The organism is Arthrobacter sp. LFS091 (genome assembly GCF_047977885.1).
In the GTDB taxonomy this organism is placed as follows: domain Bacteria; phylum Actinomycetota; class Actinomycetes; order Actinomycetales; family Micrococcaceae; genus Arthrobacter.
This window is the reverse complement of the sequence record NZ_JBFPFP010000002.1, coordinates 360,106-374,994: the sequence shown is the minus strand read 5'-3', so window position 1 is coordinate 374,994 and position 14,889 is coordinate 360,106. Positions and strand designations below refer to the sequence as shown.

The 14,889-nt window shown below is 60.9% G+C and carries 18 protein-coding genes and 1 pseudogene; 12 read left to right on the top strand and 7 right to left on the bottom strand.

Annotated elements, in window-relative coordinates; genetic code table 11:
- Positions 1–249: a tyrosine-type recombinase/integrase gene (locus ACNQOP_RS04495; RefSeq protein ID WP_416403468.1), complete on the bottom strand. Its 249-nt coding sequence runs from the start codon at positions 247–249 to the stop codon at positions 1–3.
- On the opposite strand from ACNQOP_RS04495, the gene ACNQOP_RS04490 reads away from it, so the two are divergent.
- Positions 250–372, top strand: a complete 123-nt coding sequence (locus tag ACNQOP_RS04490; protein ID WP_416403467.1) for a hypothetical protein — start codon at positions 250–252, stop codon at positions 370–372. It begins immediately after the preceding gene.
- 445 nt (positions 373–817) lie between these two features.
- Here ACNQOP_RS04490 and ACNQOP_RS04485 read toward each other — a convergent pair whose 3' ends face one another.
- Positions 818–1,051 carry a hypothetical protein gene (locus ACNQOP_RS04485; RefSeq protein ID WP_416403466.1) on the bottom strand — a complete coding sequence of 78 codons (234 nt, stop codon included), beginning with the start codon at positions 1,049–1,051 and terminating at the stop codon, positions 818–820.
- Between the two features lie 73 nt (positions 1,052–1,124).
- A complete protein-coding gene (locus ACNQOP_RS04480) occupies positions 1,125–1,625 on the bottom strand; it encodes a hypothetical protein (RefSeq protein ID WP_416403465.1) in 501 nt (166 codons plus the stop codon).
- A gap of 215 nt (positions 1,626–1,840) precedes the next feature.
- Here ACNQOP_RS04480 and ACNQOP_RS04475 point away from each other — a divergent pair, with 215 nt between their 5' ends.
- From ACNQOP_RS04475 to ACNQOP_RS04465, 3 genes are all read left to right on the top strand, one after another.
- A complete protein-coding gene (locus tag ACNQOP_RS04475; protein WP_416403464.1) occupies positions 1,841–2,068 on the top strand; it encodes a hypothetical protein in 228 nt (75 codons plus the stop codon).
- A gap of 114 nt (positions 2,069–2,182) precedes the next feature.
- Positions 2,183–2,686, top strand: a complete 504-nt coding sequence (locus ACNQOP_RS04470; protein WP_416403463.1) for an ImmA/IrrE family metallo-endopeptidase — start codon at positions 2,183–2,185, stop codon at positions 2,684–2,686.
- An 11-nt stretch (positions 2,687–2,697) separates the two neighbouring features.
- Positions 2,698–3,219: a hypothetical protein gene (locus ACNQOP_RS04465; RefSeq protein WP_416403462.1), complete on the top strand. Its 522-nt coding sequence runs from the start codon at positions 2,698–2,700 to the stop codon at positions 3,217–3,219.
- Between the two features lie 6 nt (positions 3,220–3,225).
- Here the strand turns inward: ACNQOP_RS04465 and ACNQOP_RS04460 are convergent, their stop codons facing one another.
- Positions 3,226–3,453 carry a helix-turn-helix domain-containing protein gene (locus tag ACNQOP_RS04460; RefSeq protein WP_416403610.1) on the bottom strand — a complete coding sequence of 76 codons (228 nt, stop codon included), beginning with the start codon at positions 3,451–3,453 and terminating at the stop codon, positions 3,226–3,228.
- A gap of 58 nt (positions 3,454–3,511) precedes the next feature.
- On the opposite strand from ACNQOP_RS04460, the gene ACNQOP_RS04455 reads away from it, so the two are divergent.
- Positions 3,512–4,015: a hypothetical protein gene (locus tag ACNQOP_RS04455; RefSeq protein ID WP_416403461.1), complete on the top strand. Its 504-nt coding sequence runs from the start codon at positions 3,512–3,514 to the stop codon at positions 4,013–4,015.
- A gap of 25 nt (positions 4,016–4,040) precedes the next feature.
- Here the strand turns inward: ACNQOP_RS04455 and ACNQOP_RS04450 are convergent.
- Positions 4,041–4,166, bottom strand: a pseudogene (locus tag ACNQOP_RS04450) (hypothetical protein); the annotation flags it as partial.
- Between the two features lie 626 nt (positions 4,167–4,792).
- On the opposite strand from ACNQOP_RS04450, the gene chvE reads away from it, so the two are divergent.
- The 6 genes from chvE to ACNQOP_RS04420 all read left to right on the top strand — a co-directional run bounded on the left by chvE (position 4,793) and on the right by ACNQOP_RS04420 (position 11,809).
- Positions 4,793–5,917, top strand: coding sequence for a multiple monosaccharide ABC transporter substrate-binding protein (gene chvE / locus ACNQOP_RS04445; protein WP_416403460.1), 1,125 nt, complete (start codon positions 4,793–4,795; stop codon positions 5,915–5,917).
- Positions 5,918–6,024: 107 nt separating this feature from the next.
- Positions 6,025–7,554, top strand: coding sequence for a multiple monosaccharide ABC transporter ATP-binding protein (gene mmsA / locus ACNQOP_RS04440; RefSeq protein WP_235521356.1), 1,530 nt, complete (start codon positions 6,025–6,027; stop codon positions 7,552–7,554).
- A gap of 5 nt (positions 7,555–7,559) precedes the next feature.
- The gene (gene mmsB / locus ACNQOP_RS04435) at positions 7,560–8,843 is read left to right on the top strand and encodes a multiple monosaccharide ABC transporter permease (RefSeq protein ID WP_284985225.1); all 1,284 of its coding nucleotides are present in this window, start codon (positions 7,560–7,562) and stop codon (positions 8,841–8,843) included.
- Positions 8,844–8,970: 127 nt separating this feature from the next.
- The gene (locus tag ACNQOP_RS04430; protein WP_284985522.1) at positions 8,971–10,002 is read left to right on the top strand and encodes a LacI family DNA-binding transcriptional regulator; all 1,032 of its coding nucleotides are present in this window, start codon (positions 8,971–8,973) and stop codon (positions 10,000–10,002) included.
- Positions 10,003–10,007: 5 nt separating this feature from the next.
- Complete coding sequence (pyrE, locus tag ACNQOP_RS04425) at positions 10,008–10,580, top strand: orotate phosphoribosyltransferase (protein WP_159735654.1); 573 nt, start codon at positions 10,008–10,010, stop codon at positions 10,578–10,580.
- A 104-nt stretch (positions 10,581–10,684) separates the two neighbouring features.
- Positions 10,685–11,809 (top strand): thioesterase domain-containing protein, encoded by a 1,125-nt coding sequence (locus ACNQOP_RS04420; protein WP_416403459.1) that lies wholly within the window; start codon positions 10,685–10,687, stop codon positions 11,807–11,809.
- 3 nt (positions 11,810–11,812) lie between these two features.
- On the opposite strand, the gene ACNQOP_RS04415 is transcribed toward ACNQOP_RS04420, so the two are convergent.
- On the bottom strand, positions 11,813–12,574 hold the full coding sequence (locus ACNQOP_RS04415) for a tyrosine-protein phosphatase (RefSeq protein ID WP_416403458.1): 762 nt from the start codon (positions 12,572–12,574) through the stop codon (positions 11,813–11,815).
- Positions 12,575–12,589: 15 nt separating this feature from the next.
- The gene (locus ACNQOP_RS04410) at positions 12,590–13,420 is read right to left on the bottom strand and encodes an HAD-IIA family hydrolase (protein ID WP_090826227.1); all 831 of its coding nucleotides are present in this window, start codon (positions 13,418–13,420) and stop codon (positions 12,590–12,592) included.
- Between the two features lie 304 nt (positions 13,421–13,724).
- On the opposite strand from ACNQOP_RS04410, the gene ACNQOP_RS04405 reads away from it, so the two are divergent.
- Positions 13,725–14,867, top strand: a complete 1,143-nt coding sequence (locus tag ACNQOP_RS04405; RefSeq protein WP_416403457.1) for a hypothetical protein — start codon at positions 13,725–13,727, stop codon at positions 14,865–14,867.
- The last annotated feature ends 22 nt before the right edge of the window (positions 14,868–14,889 follow it).

The following is a 14,889-nucleotide window of genomic DNA, read 5'->3' as shown; positions in this document are numbered from 1 at the left end:
TCACGCGTGGCTCTCTGCGGAGTTCTTGTCTTCAGTCCGCAGGGAGTCCGCAGAAATCGTGAGAGCTTCTTCCAATAGACCTGCCGCAGCGGCCCGCGTCTTGTCCTCGGCCGTGGGCCAGAGGTGTGAGTACGTGTCCAGGGTTGTGGTTGCTTTTGCGTGCCCCAAAGCTCTTTGGACGGTCACGACGTCGCAGCCGGCGGCGATGAGACCTGAGGCGTAGAAGTGTCTCAGGTCATGGAGCTTCACGTGACCAAGTCCAGCGGCTACTTCGAGACCGACCGCACAGCCGTCAAGGCCACCATGCGGGCCGGATTCGGCTTCCCGCACCACAAGGCACTGGTCAAGATCAGCAAGACCACAGAGCCGTAACCAAGCCCAGCAGCTGGCACAGGACACGAGAGCCTGTGCCGGTTGCCGTCTAGCCACCAATAACCCCGGGGGTACCCCCCGAAACCCCCGAGCCTGCCCACCTCCCGCCTGGTCTGGGCATTTTTTCCTGCACACCATTTCACGAATTCACACCAATTCAGCCTCACACCAATTGCCGCAAAACCCCTAGATCGCGCGGGTTCCGGCCGTGTGGGAAGCATCGGAGTTTCAATTGGTGTGATAACCACGAAAGGCGGCCCCTGAACCTCCAGTAGTTGGAGATTGAGGGGCCGCCGCCGTTGCGCTTAGCGGGCAGTCCAGCTCATGCAGGCCTTAGCACAGCGCCATTCCTTGGTCCGGCTCCCCAAAACCGGCTCAATCTGCGGCCGGAGCCGCACCTCACCGCCGCATTTGGGGCATTGGTCAGGGATGGTCTCAGGTGAGGTCATTCGGTGACCTCTTCCAAGAACTCTTGGCGGTAAGTCCGGATCTCACCGGTTTCATCCAGGCAGATATCGATCACTGTCACGTTTAGGTCCTTTCCGATGGTGGCGTACCGTCCCACGTTTGTCCCGCCGTGGGTGCTGCTCAGTGCTGAACCTGTCTCACCCGTGGCCTTGATCGTGTAGCGACGTTCCTGACGGTTTGGGCCACTGAAGGATTCCTGAATGTTTGGCATTGTTGCCTCCTAGGATGTTGTTTTTACGTACTCTTTCAGTCTGCCCCGGCCCGTGCCTGTTTTTGCTTGAGCACTATCCAAGGTCGTCCTTGAACGCATCAAACAGCCGGCTCGTGCGGCCATCGTTGGTGGCACCCCGCCCCGGCGGGGCCACAATGACCGGCGACATACCCTCGAATGCCGCTGTGAAGGCAACGTAGTCCTTGCCCTGCTCATTTTCGTCGTGACCAAAGTACTCCACGTTATGAAGGGTCAGACCCTTGATAGCAGAACGCGGAACCACATGCACGGCGCCGTCCGGGATTCTCTGCTCTCCCCGTTCTGCCGACGCTTTCAGCTCGCCAGTAACCACCCAGGCTTTGGTAACGAGCACTGCCGCGTAGTCGATACTGCCGTCAGCGTTTTCCTTCACCGTTGCAACGCAGTGCTCCACTTCAGCTTCACCGACACAGCGGGCCAGTCTCCGCTCAAGGTATACGGCCTGACCTTCTGCATGGCTGAAAGCATGCATAGGCCAGTTGCGGTTTGCTTCCATCAGGTGTTCATGGATCGTGTCAACAAGCTGCTTGGTCAATTGCATCGCCCCCGAAATAACGCGCCTGGACGAGTGTCCGGGCACTGGTGCGCTCAGACTATCTGGCCAGTCCGACACTTTAGGGGTGCGCCATTTTGGCCCCTCGACCGGCCCGGGTGAGTAACGTAGTGCCGGCATCTGTCCATCCCAGTGGACAGCACATGCCTCAAGCTCAGCGCCTCGTCGTTGTCAGAGCCCCGTGCGAGTATGAAGGCGTGAAAATAATCGTGATAGTTGCGCTGTCCGTCGTAGCGGCCATTCTTACCGTTCTGGGCATTATCTGGAGCAACAAACCAAGACTGACGAAACATCCGAAGGAAGAGGGTTTCTTCGTGGTTGAGACTCCGGACAACGCGTGGCAAGCCCACCGCGGGACAGCCTTCGGCATCGGAGGCGCCGCTTTGGGCTTCAGTGCCACAATGATTGCCCTGTTTGTCGGCTAGCCAGGACCACAGAGATGAAGCATTGTCTCGACAGCCAGGCATGTCCGGTCCTGAAGGAATATGGACACCTGTATGCTCGTTTCATAAACGTAAACGGATAGGGAGGGGGTAGGCATGAGCACGCCAGCCAAGGACGCATATGAAACTCACCGGAAGTACTGGGCTGACAGCAGCGGTGATCTAGACCTTCCTATCGACCCCATCTCAATCGCGTCCGCCATGGGTATCGATGTTTTCACTGCGGAGATGCCGCCTAAGCAGGACGGTTACCTTGAGCCGGTGGGTCCGAACGGCCGACCAGCCATAATCCTTAACCGGGACCACTCGATGAACCGTATCCGGTTCACCTGCGCTCATGAGCTTGGGCACTTTGTCGACCACAAGAATCGCGGAGCCGACTTGACTCGGTGTGACCGTGATGGCTTGGCGGCAGCCGGCCTCGATGCGCAAGAGATCTACTCCAATAGGTTTGCCGCGGCACTTCTCATGCCAAAGGAATTCTTGGTCAAGCTTATAAATGAGGGCCTATCCCTCGAAGCTTTGGCGCGCAGATTCAAGGTGTCACCAACCGCCATGGAGTGGAGACTGCGCAATCTCGGTATAAGGCCTCAAAACTGAGCGCTAATGACATGCCCTCGGAGGGTGGTGAAGCACATACGCCGCCACCTTCAGAGGGTGAGTCTCAGCCTGAAATTGAAGTAGAAGAATTCGCCGAGGGCCAGAATTTTCCGCTGCCGTCGGAGCTCCCACCCGAAGGTAAGAAGCGCGGGAAAAAAACCCGTAAAGACCTTGTGCCGGTTAGAAATGCCGAAGATGTAAAACACGCAAAGGAACGGGCAAAGCTAGACCGTTTGATTGCCGAAACAAACTCTGCTTCTGAAGAACGCAACACGACCATAGGACTCCGGAAGAATTACGGAATCGCGTTCCTGGGCATTCTTGTGTTGCAGCTCCTCATAGTGGACTACATCTTCTTCAGGTTTCTTGAGGGCAGAAACTTCGAGGTCAGCGATACCGTAATGGTCACCTTCCTCACCTCCGTTGTTGTGGAAGTCATAGGCTTGGTTGCAATCGTAGCCAACTCCCTCTTCAAAGCCCCACCAGACGAACCAAAGGGCGGCAAAGGCAAAAAGCAAAAAGAAGATGGATGACTTGTCTCATGACCGGTCACTCAGTCGCCGAAGCGCCATCGCCACCTCCTTCTGACGTTCTTTCGTCCAAGGTTCGGGCGGTTGTGGTGTTGCAATGATGGCTTGGTAATGCTCTTCACTGAAGCGGTATAGCCGTCCAATCCTTGTATGTGGCCACTTGCCGGAATTGCACATAGCGCGAACGGTGGCAGTGGAGACGCTTAGACGGCCTGCCAGCTCCGCAGCCGTAAACATTCGGGGCTCATCCATGCGACAGATCCTACTCAGCCAGCGAGTACCTAGGATCGATGGCATGACGATTCCAAAACTGGCCCTTACTTTCGAGGAAGCGGCCGAGGCTTGCGGGTACAGCGTCCGCACGCTGAAGTATGAAGTGGCCGCTGGCAAACTCATGGCCCGTTACGCGAACTCCAAGGGAGTCATCCGGGTGGAAGACCTGGCGCAATGGCTAGATGACCTGCCGGCCGAGCCTAAGGCTGGTCACCGCCCAGTGAGCAAAGACGATGAGAAGGACGTCACTGGTCGTGACACCGTTACCAACGACGTCAGTACTGCTGAAGTCGTCGGTAAGCCCCTCTACCGTAAGCCCGAGGACGTTGCCCCCGAGCTCGGGATGAAGCCAACAGAGCTGCGCCGCTACTGCCGTGAGTCAGGGATCCATACGCGGCTCAGCCAGAACCGCATCATGCTCTCTGAGTCCGACATCGAAAAGCTCCTGGAATGGGTCGCTCATCGGCAAGCCAAGAAGGGCGAGTGGTGGACCGTGGATGAGGCTGAGAAGGATCCCTTCGCTTGAACGGTCGCATTTCAAACGCGACCGTTCAGGGGCTGACGTCGGACGGGAGCGATTCGAGCCAGGCGCCCAACTCGGCGGCTCGGATTACTGGTTTGCTGCCGATGTACTTGACGGCAATATCCCCGCGTTCAACGAGCCTCTGAAGGGTTCGGACGGAGACGCCACCGAGTTGGAAGCCTCCTGATAGGTGTACGCGAGCTTAGTTCCGTGGCACGGGCAGCATTCAGACATGGCGCCAGTCTGGCAGCCAGTCCGCAAAAAGTCCGCAAGAGAGCAGTAGAAGACCGTCTTTAGCAGTCCGTTGCCAACACCAAAATCCCCGGAAACACAACGATCTCGTCAGCCATCGTTAACCGTCGTCCACCACGGATAAGTTCAACCAGAACGTCTTCTGCGATTCGTTCGACACCCGCCTCTGATTCCCTGTTCCCAGCAGGGGAGAGTTCCTCGTGCCATCACGGAGGAACGCCTGAACCCGGTACCGCCCACAAGGGGGTGCCGGGTTTTTGGCGTTCCGCGAAGAATCGGACGCTAATTGTGAACGCTAACAACGTTTCAAGTCAAGGGTTGGGTACCCAGCAGTAGCTTGCAACCATTTCGTGATCTACAGCACTTGACCGACGGTATTGTTAGCGTTCACAATGGCAGTCGCACCACCTTGAAGTGGCATGTGCCGCCCCCAAGCCCACAGGCCCACCAAAGCGTTACCGTGCCGGACGCGCAGATGCTCCGGCTGCATCAGAGTTCGCGGCAATGCTGCCGCGGAAGGAGAGCAACGTGAGATTGAAGAAACTCCTGGGCGCCGTAGCGGTTGTCCTCACCTTGACCGTGGGAGCCACGGGCTGCGGCAGCCGTGGAGGCAGTGCCGAATCCAGCAGCACCGCGAAACCCGCCGATTCGCTGGTGGGCATTTCGATGCCGACGCAGACGTCCGAGCGCTGGATCGCTGACGGTGCCAACGTTGAGAAGTCCTTGAAGGACCTCGGTTACAAGACCGACCTTCAGTTCGCCAACGATGACATTCCCACCCAGGTTTCCCAGATCGAGAACATGCTGACGAAGGGTGCCAAGGCCCTCATCATCGCCGCGATCGATGGCACCACCCTGACCGATGTCCTGGCCAAGGCCAAAGAGCAGAACGTCAAGGTCATCGCTTATGACCGCCTCATCAACGGAACGCCCAACGTCGACTACTACACCACCTTCGACAACTACACCGTTGGCGTCCAGCAGGCTACCTCCCTGCTGACCGGCCTGGGTCTTCTTGACGCAAGCGGCAAGAAAGTAGACGGCAAGGGCCCGTTCAACGTTGAGCTCTTCGCCGGCAGCCCTGACGACAACAACGCCAACTTCTTCTGGACCGGCGCCATGGACACTCTCAAGCCCTACATGGACGCAGGCACGCTGAAGGTTCCCAGTGGCCAGACCAAGTTCGAACAGGCAGCCATCCTTCGCTGGCAGGCACCCGTAGCCCAGAAGCGCATGGAAGACATCCTCACCTCCGCCTACAGCTCAGGCACCAAGCTCAACGGTGTTCTGTCCCCTTATGACGGTCTGTCCATCGGCATCATCTCCGCACTGACCAGCACCGGCGGTTACTCCACCGGAAGCCTGCCGGTAGTGACGGGCCAGGACGCCGAGAAGGGCTCTGTGAAGTCCATCATCGCCGGTGAGCAGTACTCCACGATCTTCAAGGACACCCGCCAGCTCGGCGCGCAGGCCGTGAAGATGGTTGACGCGGTCCTCAAGGGAACCGAGCCGGAAACCAACGACACCAAGACCTACAACAACAAGGTCAAGGTTGTCCCGGCCTTCCTCCTGAAGTCCGTCATCATCACCAAGGACAACTTCCAGAAGGAACTCATCGACTCGGGCTATTACAAGGAATCCGACGTCAAGTAGCACCCTGCGTGGCTCCGCCGTCCAGCAGCACGGCGGAGCCACGCCTCCTCTAGAGCCTGTCGAGTCCTCGGCCCGGCCAAGTTTCAACAAGTCAGCGGGAATTGACGATGAACGTACCCATTCTTCAAATGCGAGGAATCACCAAGACCTTCCCCGGGGTGAAAGCCCTTCAGGACGTCACCCTGGACGTCAACAGAGGTGAAGTCCACGCCATCTGCGGTGAGAACGGCGCCGGGAAGTCCACCCTCATGAAAGTCCTGTCCGGCGTCTACGCCCACAACACTTTCGACGGCGACATCCTCTTCGAGAACGAACCCTGCGAATTCTCCAGCATCACGGACAGCGAGAAGCGCGGCATCGTGATCATCCACCAAGAGCTGGCTTTGAGCCCGTACCTGTCCATCGCAGAGAACATCTACCTCGGCAACGAGCTGGCCAACAACGGCTGGGTGGACTGGCGGAAAACGAACCTGGAAGCCGCAAAGCTCCTGGCCCGGGTGGGCCTCAGTGAAAACCCGGTCACCCCCATCCAACACATCAGTGTCGGCAAGCAGCAGCTGGTTGAAATTGCCAAGGCGCTCTCCAAAGAGGTGAAGCTCCTTATCCTTGACGAGCCCACGGCGGCCCTGAATGACGAAGACTCGGACCACCTGCTGGACCTGATCCTGCACCTCAAGGGCCAAGGCGTCACCAGTATCATCATCAGCCACAAACTTAACGAGATCCGCAAAGTGGCGGACGCCGTCACCATCATCCGCGACGGCAAGTCGATCGAAACGCTGCGGCTCGACCAGGGCCAGATCACCCAGGAACGCATCATCCGCGGCATGGTGGGCCGTGACCTTGAAAGCCTGTACCCGGACCGGACCCCCACCATCGGTGAGGAAGTCCTCCGCATTGAAGACTGGACCGTCCAGCACCCTCAAGACCACTCCCGCATGGTGGTCAACAACGCCAACCTCAATGTCCGCAAGGGCGAGGTTGTTGGCTTGGCAGGACTCATGGGAGCAGGCCGGACCGAGCTGGCCATGAGCGTCTTCGGCCGAACCTATGGCCGCGCCGTTTCAGGCAAGGTCTACAAGTACGGCAAGGAAATCAACACTTCCACGGTGTCCGACGCCATCGATAACGGGATCGCCTACGCTACCGAGGACCGGAAGCACTACGGCTTGAACCTGATCGAGGACATCAAGCGGAACATCTCCATGGCGTCGCTGGGCAAGCTGGCCAAACGAGGTTGGGTGGACGGCAACAAGGAGACCACGGTTGCCAACCAGTACCGGAAGAGCATGAACATCAAAGCACCTTCCGTTGCGGCCATCACGGGCAAGCTCTCGGGTGGCAACCAGCAGAAGGTGGTGCTGAGCAAATGGATGTTCTCGGACCCGGACGTCCTGATCCTGGACGAACCCACCCGCGGCATCGACGTGGGCGCCAAGTTCGAGATCTACACGATCATCGCCCAGCTCGCTGCGGCTGGGAAAGCCGTCATCGTGATCTCATCTGAGCTTCCGGAGCTCCTGGGCATCTGCGACAGGATCTACACGCTGTCGGCCGGCCACATCACCGGCGAGGTCCCCATCGCCGAAGCCACCCAGGAAACCCTCATGCACTACATGACCAAAGAGAAGGAATAGCGAACATGTCCGCCCTACGAGAATCCCTTGGCTTCCTTACAAGCCGCCTCCGCCAGGTTGGCATCTTCGTCGCCCTGATCCTCATCGTCATCCTCTTCCAGGTCCTGACCAACGGCATCCTTCTGGAACCGCAGAACGTCACCAACCTGGTAGTACAGAACAGCTACATCCTGATCCTTGCCATCGGCATGGTCATGGTGATCATCGCAGGCCACATCGACCTTTCCGTTGGTTCCATTGCAGGCTTCATCGGTGCCGTTGCCGGCGTGATGATCGTGCAATGGGGCTGGGCGTGGTGGCTTGCCATCCCCGCTTGCCTCCTCGTAGGTGCACTGGTGGGAGCATGGCAGGGTTACTGGATCGCCTATGTGGGCATCCCGGCCTTCATCGTCACGCTGGCAGGCATGCTGATCTTCCGCGGCCTGACCCTGATCACCCTGAAAAACCAGCAGATCACCCCGTTCCCCAGCGAACTGCGCGCCCTGGGCGGTGGCTTCCTCCCGGACATTTCCGGCGGCACGTCCGTCCTTGAATGGCTGACGGTCATCCTGGGTGTCGGCGGCACCGCAGCCATCCTGTTCCAGGCCTTGAAGGAACGTCGCGTACGCCGCAAGTTCAACCTGGAGAATGAGCCGATGGCCTGGTTCGCCGTCAAGAACGGGTTCATCGCGGTACTGATGCTCATCATCACCTTCCTGCTGGCCAGCTACCGTGGAACCCCGATTGTCCTGATTGTCCTGGCCGTCCTGGTGATCCTCTACTCGGCGCTGATGAACAACAGCATCTTCGGCCGGCACACGTACGCAATCGGCGGCAACCTGCACGCTGCTGAACTCTCCGGCATCAAAACCAAGAAGGTCACCTTCCGCCTGTTCGTCAACATGGGCGTCCTGGCAGCACTGGCAGGCCTGGTCTTCACAGCACGTTTGAACTCTGCCCAGCCAGCAGGCGGCACCGGCTTCGAGCTCGACTCCATCGCCGCTGCCTTCATCGGTGGCGCAGCTGTCCAGGGCGGTATTGGTACGGTGGCCGGTGCCATGATCGGTGGCCTGATCATGGGCGTCCTCAACAACGGCATGTCCATCCTGGGCCTTGGCACGGATTACCAGCAGCTCATCAAGGGCCTGGTGCTCCTGCTCGCCGTCGGCTTCGACATCTTCAACAAGAACCGGACCGGGGCCGGGGGAGGCTCCGGCATGGCCCGTCGCTTCAAGTGGAAGACCACACCGCCGGCCACCGAAGCCGCGCCGGCGGCCAAGGCCGAACCGGTCGGTGTCGACGCCAAATAGGCGCAGCATCCACGTGGCCCGCGTTGCGTTCCGTGACTACCGAACGCAACGTGGGCCGTTCCTGCCCCTTCAACGCAGAAGCGAGGTGCGGATGTCTTCACATGCATCGCACGGCCGACCTCCCGTGATGGGCGACGTTGCCAGGATGGCCGGCGTCTCGCACCAAACCGTCTCCCGGGTCCTGAACAACCACCCGAACGTCAGCAGCAAAACCAAGGAGCGCGTGGAAACCGCCATCGAGCACCTTGGCTACCGCCGCAACACCGCCGCACGCAGCCTGGTGACCCGACGGTCCCGGACCATCGGAGTTCTGGCCTGCGAAACGGGCCAGTTCGGGCCAGCGAACACCCTCCTCGGAGTCGAGCAGGCCGGCAGGGAAGCGGGCTACTTCGTCAGCATCGCCAACCTCCGCGAAGTGACCAGCGAGAGCATCAACGACGCAATCGCACACTTCCGCAACCAAGCGGTGGACGGCATAGTCATCCTGGTCCCGCACCCCGACGTCCTCGCCGTCATGCGCGACGTTTCCGTGCCCGTCCCGATCGTCGCGGCAGGTTCCGGCGCGGGAACCGAGTTGGCTGGTGCTTCCCTGGATCAGCGAATGGGTGCCCGCCTCGCCGTCGAGCATCTGATCGGGCTGGGGCATCGGCGTATTGCGCACATCTCCGGACCGCCCCACTGGATCGACGCCGCCGAGCGCATCAAAGGATGGCAGGAAGCCCTTGAGAGTGCGGGCCTCGACGCCGCTGTGCTTCTCCGAGGCGGATGGGACGCTGCCTCGGGCTACCGCGCAGGCTTGGCCCTGGTGGAACACCGCACCGTTACTGCCGTGTTCGTCGCCAACGACCAAATGGCGGTGGGTGTCCTCCGCGCAGTCCAGGAAGCCGGACTCCAGGTCCCCGGCGATATCAGTGTGGTGGGCTACGACGACCAGCCCGAGGCGGAGTACTTCATACCACCCCTCACCACCGTCAAGCAGGACTTCGAAGAACTCGGCAGGCGATGCATGGAAGCTGTGCTGGAACAGCTCGGCGGCCAAAGCGGTAGCGAAGCGCAAATTGTCAGCCCCCGGCTGGTAGTCCGTTCCACCACGGCTGCCCCCGCCCCAGACACGGAGCCGGGCCCCGGCGGCGGCCCCGCTCCGTCCCCACTAAACTAGGAGCCATGACTTCCACGCCTGACACTGCCGCTGCCCGTGCCCGCCTTCTTGAACTCATCAAAGAGCTGGCGGTTGTCCGCGGCAAAGTGATCCTTTCCAGCGGAAAGGAAGCCGACTACTACATCGACCTGCGCCGCATCACCCTCCACCACGAAGCCTCCAAGCTGGTGGGACAGGTCATGTTGGCAATGATCGACGACGCCGGCGTTTCAGTTGAGTGCGCTGGCGGGCTCACCATGGGCGCCGACCCCGTCGGTACCGCCGTCATGCATGCCGCCGCAGACGCCGGCCGCGCAGTGGACGCCTTCGTTGTCCGCAAGGCACAGAAGTCCTACGGCATGGGTCGACAGGTGGAAGGCCCCTCGGTGGAGGGACGCAACGTTGTTGTCCTCGAAGACACGTCCACCACGGGCGGGTCCGCGCTGACCGCCGTCGAAGGTGTCCGCAAAGCAGGCGGCAACGTCGTGGCCGTCGCGGTGATTGTGGACCGCAACACCGGTGCCAAGGAGAAAATCGAGGCCGAAACAGGCGTTCCGTACCTCTTCGCTTTCGGTAAGGACGAGCTGGGCCTCGACTAAAGAGTGGTGGTGCGGCCGATGCCTTTGTAGGGGCATCTTAAGGGTATTGGCTGTCCACAATCCACAGGGCTGCAAGGCGGCCCCGCGAAGCCTATGCTTGCTGCGTGGACGTTCAAGTAGGGAAGCTCCCGGCGCCGCCGGAGGTGAACGAAGACCTCCCGACGCCGGTGGCTCCGCAGCCGGAGAAAGTTGAGGATCCGGGCTCCTGGGCCCGGATCCTGCCTTACGCTGCCAGGCTCAAGAAGACGTCCCGGCGAAACTTCCTTGTGACGGCCGGGGTGTCCGCCGCGCTCGCCGGGGACATGCTCTTCACCCGCCGTGTGCAGGCTGAGCGCCGCGCCACCAAGATCCTTCGCGTCCCCGATTCCTACTCGGACCTGTATTTTCCCAAGGCCAGCTGGATTCTCTTCCCTGGGTACAAGACCAGCTGGGAAGAGGCCCAATGGATCCTCAACTCGCTCCGCCCGGCACTGCACCAGCGCGGCCGGCTCGCGGCGATCGGGTACTCAAACCTTGGACTGGACGTGGACGAGATCGTTCGCGAACTCATCCTCCATGTCCGCGAACTCGGTCTGGAGAAGCTGTACTTCTATGGCCACAGTTTTGGCGGTATGCTCGCCACCCAGGTTGCTGCCCGGCTGCTGGAGCTCCACGGTGTGGAAACCCAACTGATCGTTCTTGACTCGAGCCCGTTCAGCCGTGCCGACGTGCTGGACCAGAGTTGGTTCGACGGTGTGGTGTTCCTTTACGAGAATGGTTTCCGCATTCCGTCAGTCCTGCGGGGTGGCTACGAACTGGGGGAACGCGTGGCCCACAAGGACGAACGGACCTGGCGGCAGATCCTGGACCAAACCATGGAACAGTTGTCGCCGATCGCGCCGTCCAGCGTTCTCATCCAGACGGAGTCCGCCTATATTTACCACTTTGACGGGCTGCGGTTCGCAGGCAAGATCGGGGGAACCCGGATGGCTTTCCTGGGCAACTCCGACGACGGCACCGTGAACTACGAGACGGCGCGTGCTGGCTGGAGCAAAGTGTTCGGAGCCAACATGGCACTGCCCACGCTCAGCACCGAGGGCGCACGGCCTGCGCACGCCAGCCCGCAATGGAACGGTGGGCTTTACCGGCCGTTGCTGGAAAAAGTCCAGAACGAACTCGATCCGCTGCCTCCGGAACCCGAGATACCGTCCTACAAGGAACCGAATGGCAAAGTCGTCAGGCCCGCTTAGCCTTTAGCGGTCGTTCCTGAGCGCCTGAACCTCGACCTTGGTGAGGCCCGCCTGTTCCAGGAAACGGTGGACATCTCCGTACTCGTGCGTGAAGCCCGCGAGGAAATGCCGTATCGCGGCTTCCGGGCTCTGCAGGATCATGAGGTCCGGGCTGAAATAACTGGAGGGTGTCGAGGGCACGCTCAGACGCCAGGTTTCGGCCATGATTTCCAGGACCCCGGGAAGGTTGGCGGTGGTTGCCGTGTAGTCCGCCACCACCTGGTCCTCGGTGCCGCCCGTCGCGAGGAGCCCAATGGCCGCCACCACTCCTGTCCTGTCCTTACCCAACGAGCAATGCACCAGGGTGCGCTTGCCGCGGGCTACCGGCCGCAGGGCGTCCGCTACCCACTCCGGCCGCGACCGGACCCAGCCCAGATACAACTCCCCAAGGTCCTCCGCCGTTTCAACAGCCTGCAGCGATCCGGCCACGGCATTGGGGTCCAGTGGATTGTTGATGAGCTCGACGTCGGGCGGGACGACGGCGGCAATCCCACCGCCGTCGTCGGGCCCGGCCACGTCCGGCGACGTGATATTGCCCGAAGCAGTTCCGGCATCACCCACCAGCCATGGAACCAAGGAACGCTCAAGCTCACTGCGCAGGTCCACGATGGCTTGGATGCCGTGCTCCGCCAGAAAACCGGACGTCGCTGCGGCATCCAGCCCGAACGGCTGGCTCCCCCTGAGTATCCGGCCTCCGGCCAAAGGACGCAGGTTGAGCACAGCCATTGTTGTTGTCCTTACTTAGATTTGGCTCTTGAGATCGGCCACGGAGTTCAGGATTTGGTTGGGCCGGAACGGGAAGGACACTATTTCTTCCCGCTGCGTGATGCCGCTAAGCACCAGGACCGTGTGAAGGCCGGCCTCCATGCCCGCAACTATGTCCGTGTCCATGCGGTCACCAATCATTGCAGTTGTCTCAGAGTGTGCGTCGATCTGGTTCATCGCCGAGCGGAACATCATGGGGTTGGGCTTGCCCACAATGTACGGTTCACGCCCGGTGGCTTTGGTGATCATCGCTGCGATGGCACCCGTTGCCGGCATGGGGCCGTCCTTGGAGGGGCCCGTAGCGTCCGGGTTGGTCGCAATGAAGCGGGCACCGGCCAGGATGTGGCGAACAGCCATGGTGATCGCTTCGAAGGAGTAGGTGCGGGTCTCGCCGAGGACCACGAAATCGGGATCGGTATCGGTGAGGATGAACCCGGCCTCATGAAGCGCGGTAGTAAGGCCGGCCTCGCCGATGGTGTACGCGCGATTGCCTGAGTCGGACGACTGGACCTGGTCCTTGAGGAACTGGGCTGTGGCCAAGGCCGATGTCCAGATGTTTTCCTCCGGTACTTCAAGCCCCGATGCCCGGAGGCGGGCTGCGAGGTCGCGCGGGGTGAAGATGGAGTTGTTGGTCAGGACCAGGAACCGCTTGGAGGTATCGACCCAGCGCTGGATGAGTTCAGCTGCGCCGGGAATCGCCTGGTTCTCATGGACCAGGACACCATCCATGTCCGTGAGCCAGCATTCGATCTCATGACCGTTCCGGTAAACCGACGTGGACGTGTGGGGCGTGGATTCTTCTGCCATATTTGCCTCCGGCTGGGGTTGTTCCTGCACTGCGTCCCAGTCTTCCATCAATCCGGCAGACAGACATCCCGGGTTGCCGCGTATGTGGATAGTTCTACCCATGTGGAAAAGGGCCTTGACTTGTGCCGCGCGCCCACGACTGAACTACGCTTGGGTGCGGCGCAGGCGTGCTGCCACCGTGGGTCGGGGGATCGACACGGCGGATCCAGGATGCCGCCAGCGCTACAGCAGGTCCCCTTTTACCGCATTGTCCATCGGTTCCCAGTACACAGCCGGTGTCCCACAGCATCTGAAAGGGCCAGCCATGAGCAACGACAACGGGGCACCCCAGCCTCCCTACAACCCCAACGGCGTCCCGCAGCCGCGCTACGGATCGGGCCAGGAGCCCTACCGCCAGTACCAGCCGGGGCAAACCCAGCCGATCTACCAGCCGGAAGAACAGCAGCCGGGCCAGTCGCAGCAGCCACCTACCCAGGCTTTCCCCACCCAGCAGTACCCCGCACAGCCGGACAACCCCACCCAGCAGTACCCCGCGCAGCCCGGATACCCGGGGCAGCCGGGCAACCCCGGCGGACCCCACCAAGGCCCTGGCGACCACAACAAGAAGTCCCTGTTCCTCATCCTGGGCGGGGTCGCCGTCGTCGTTATCATCGCCTTGGTGGTTGCCTTCACGTGGCTCATTCCATCGATGACCAAGCCGGTCGCGGAGAACACTCCGGCGCCCTCGGTAACCTCATCCGACGAGGCCTCGGAAGCGGCGGCCGAGCCGTCCGCGGAAGCTGAGCCGTCCGGTGACGCGTCGGCGTCTACCGACATGCCTGCCGGTGCCATCCCGCTGCCCGCAGTGTGGGAACAGCTCGCCGGACCTTCGAACGTCCCGGCCGACGGCGATCCGCTGTTCAGTAAGTGGATCACTGGCGAATCCTCCTTCCAGTATCTGGCCGAATGGACGCACGACGAATCCTTCGGCATCACCAAGGACCCCACCACAGGTGAAGAGATCCAAAAGCGGGCCCAAGGCACGGTAGAGACCGATGCCGACGGAATCGCGCTCGCCTACGCGTTCTTTGCGGAGTCGGAGGAAGGCAAGTTCGGGAAGAACCCTGAGGACGTCAAGAAGGCAATCAAGGACATCGAAGCCCGCTACAAGAACATGACCGCTACGGAGTTGCCGCAGAACCTGGTGGGCCACAAGTGCGCGTCAGACTTCAAGACCAGCATGCCGGAGGCGCGCGAGTTCCGCCGTGGGGCGGCCGTCGTGGTGGGTTTCACTTGCAACAACGCACGCGGCGAAGCGATCCAGGCAGTGAACTTGTTTTCGGTGACGCCGTGGGGCACCCCGCAGATGCTGGGTGTCAGCGGACACAAGGAATACTGGGATGCCCACCCGGGACTGTTCGAGCAGCTGGCCAACTCGTACCGCATCAACAAGTGGAAGATGGGCTAGGTCCGGCCAGGCACCAACGCGG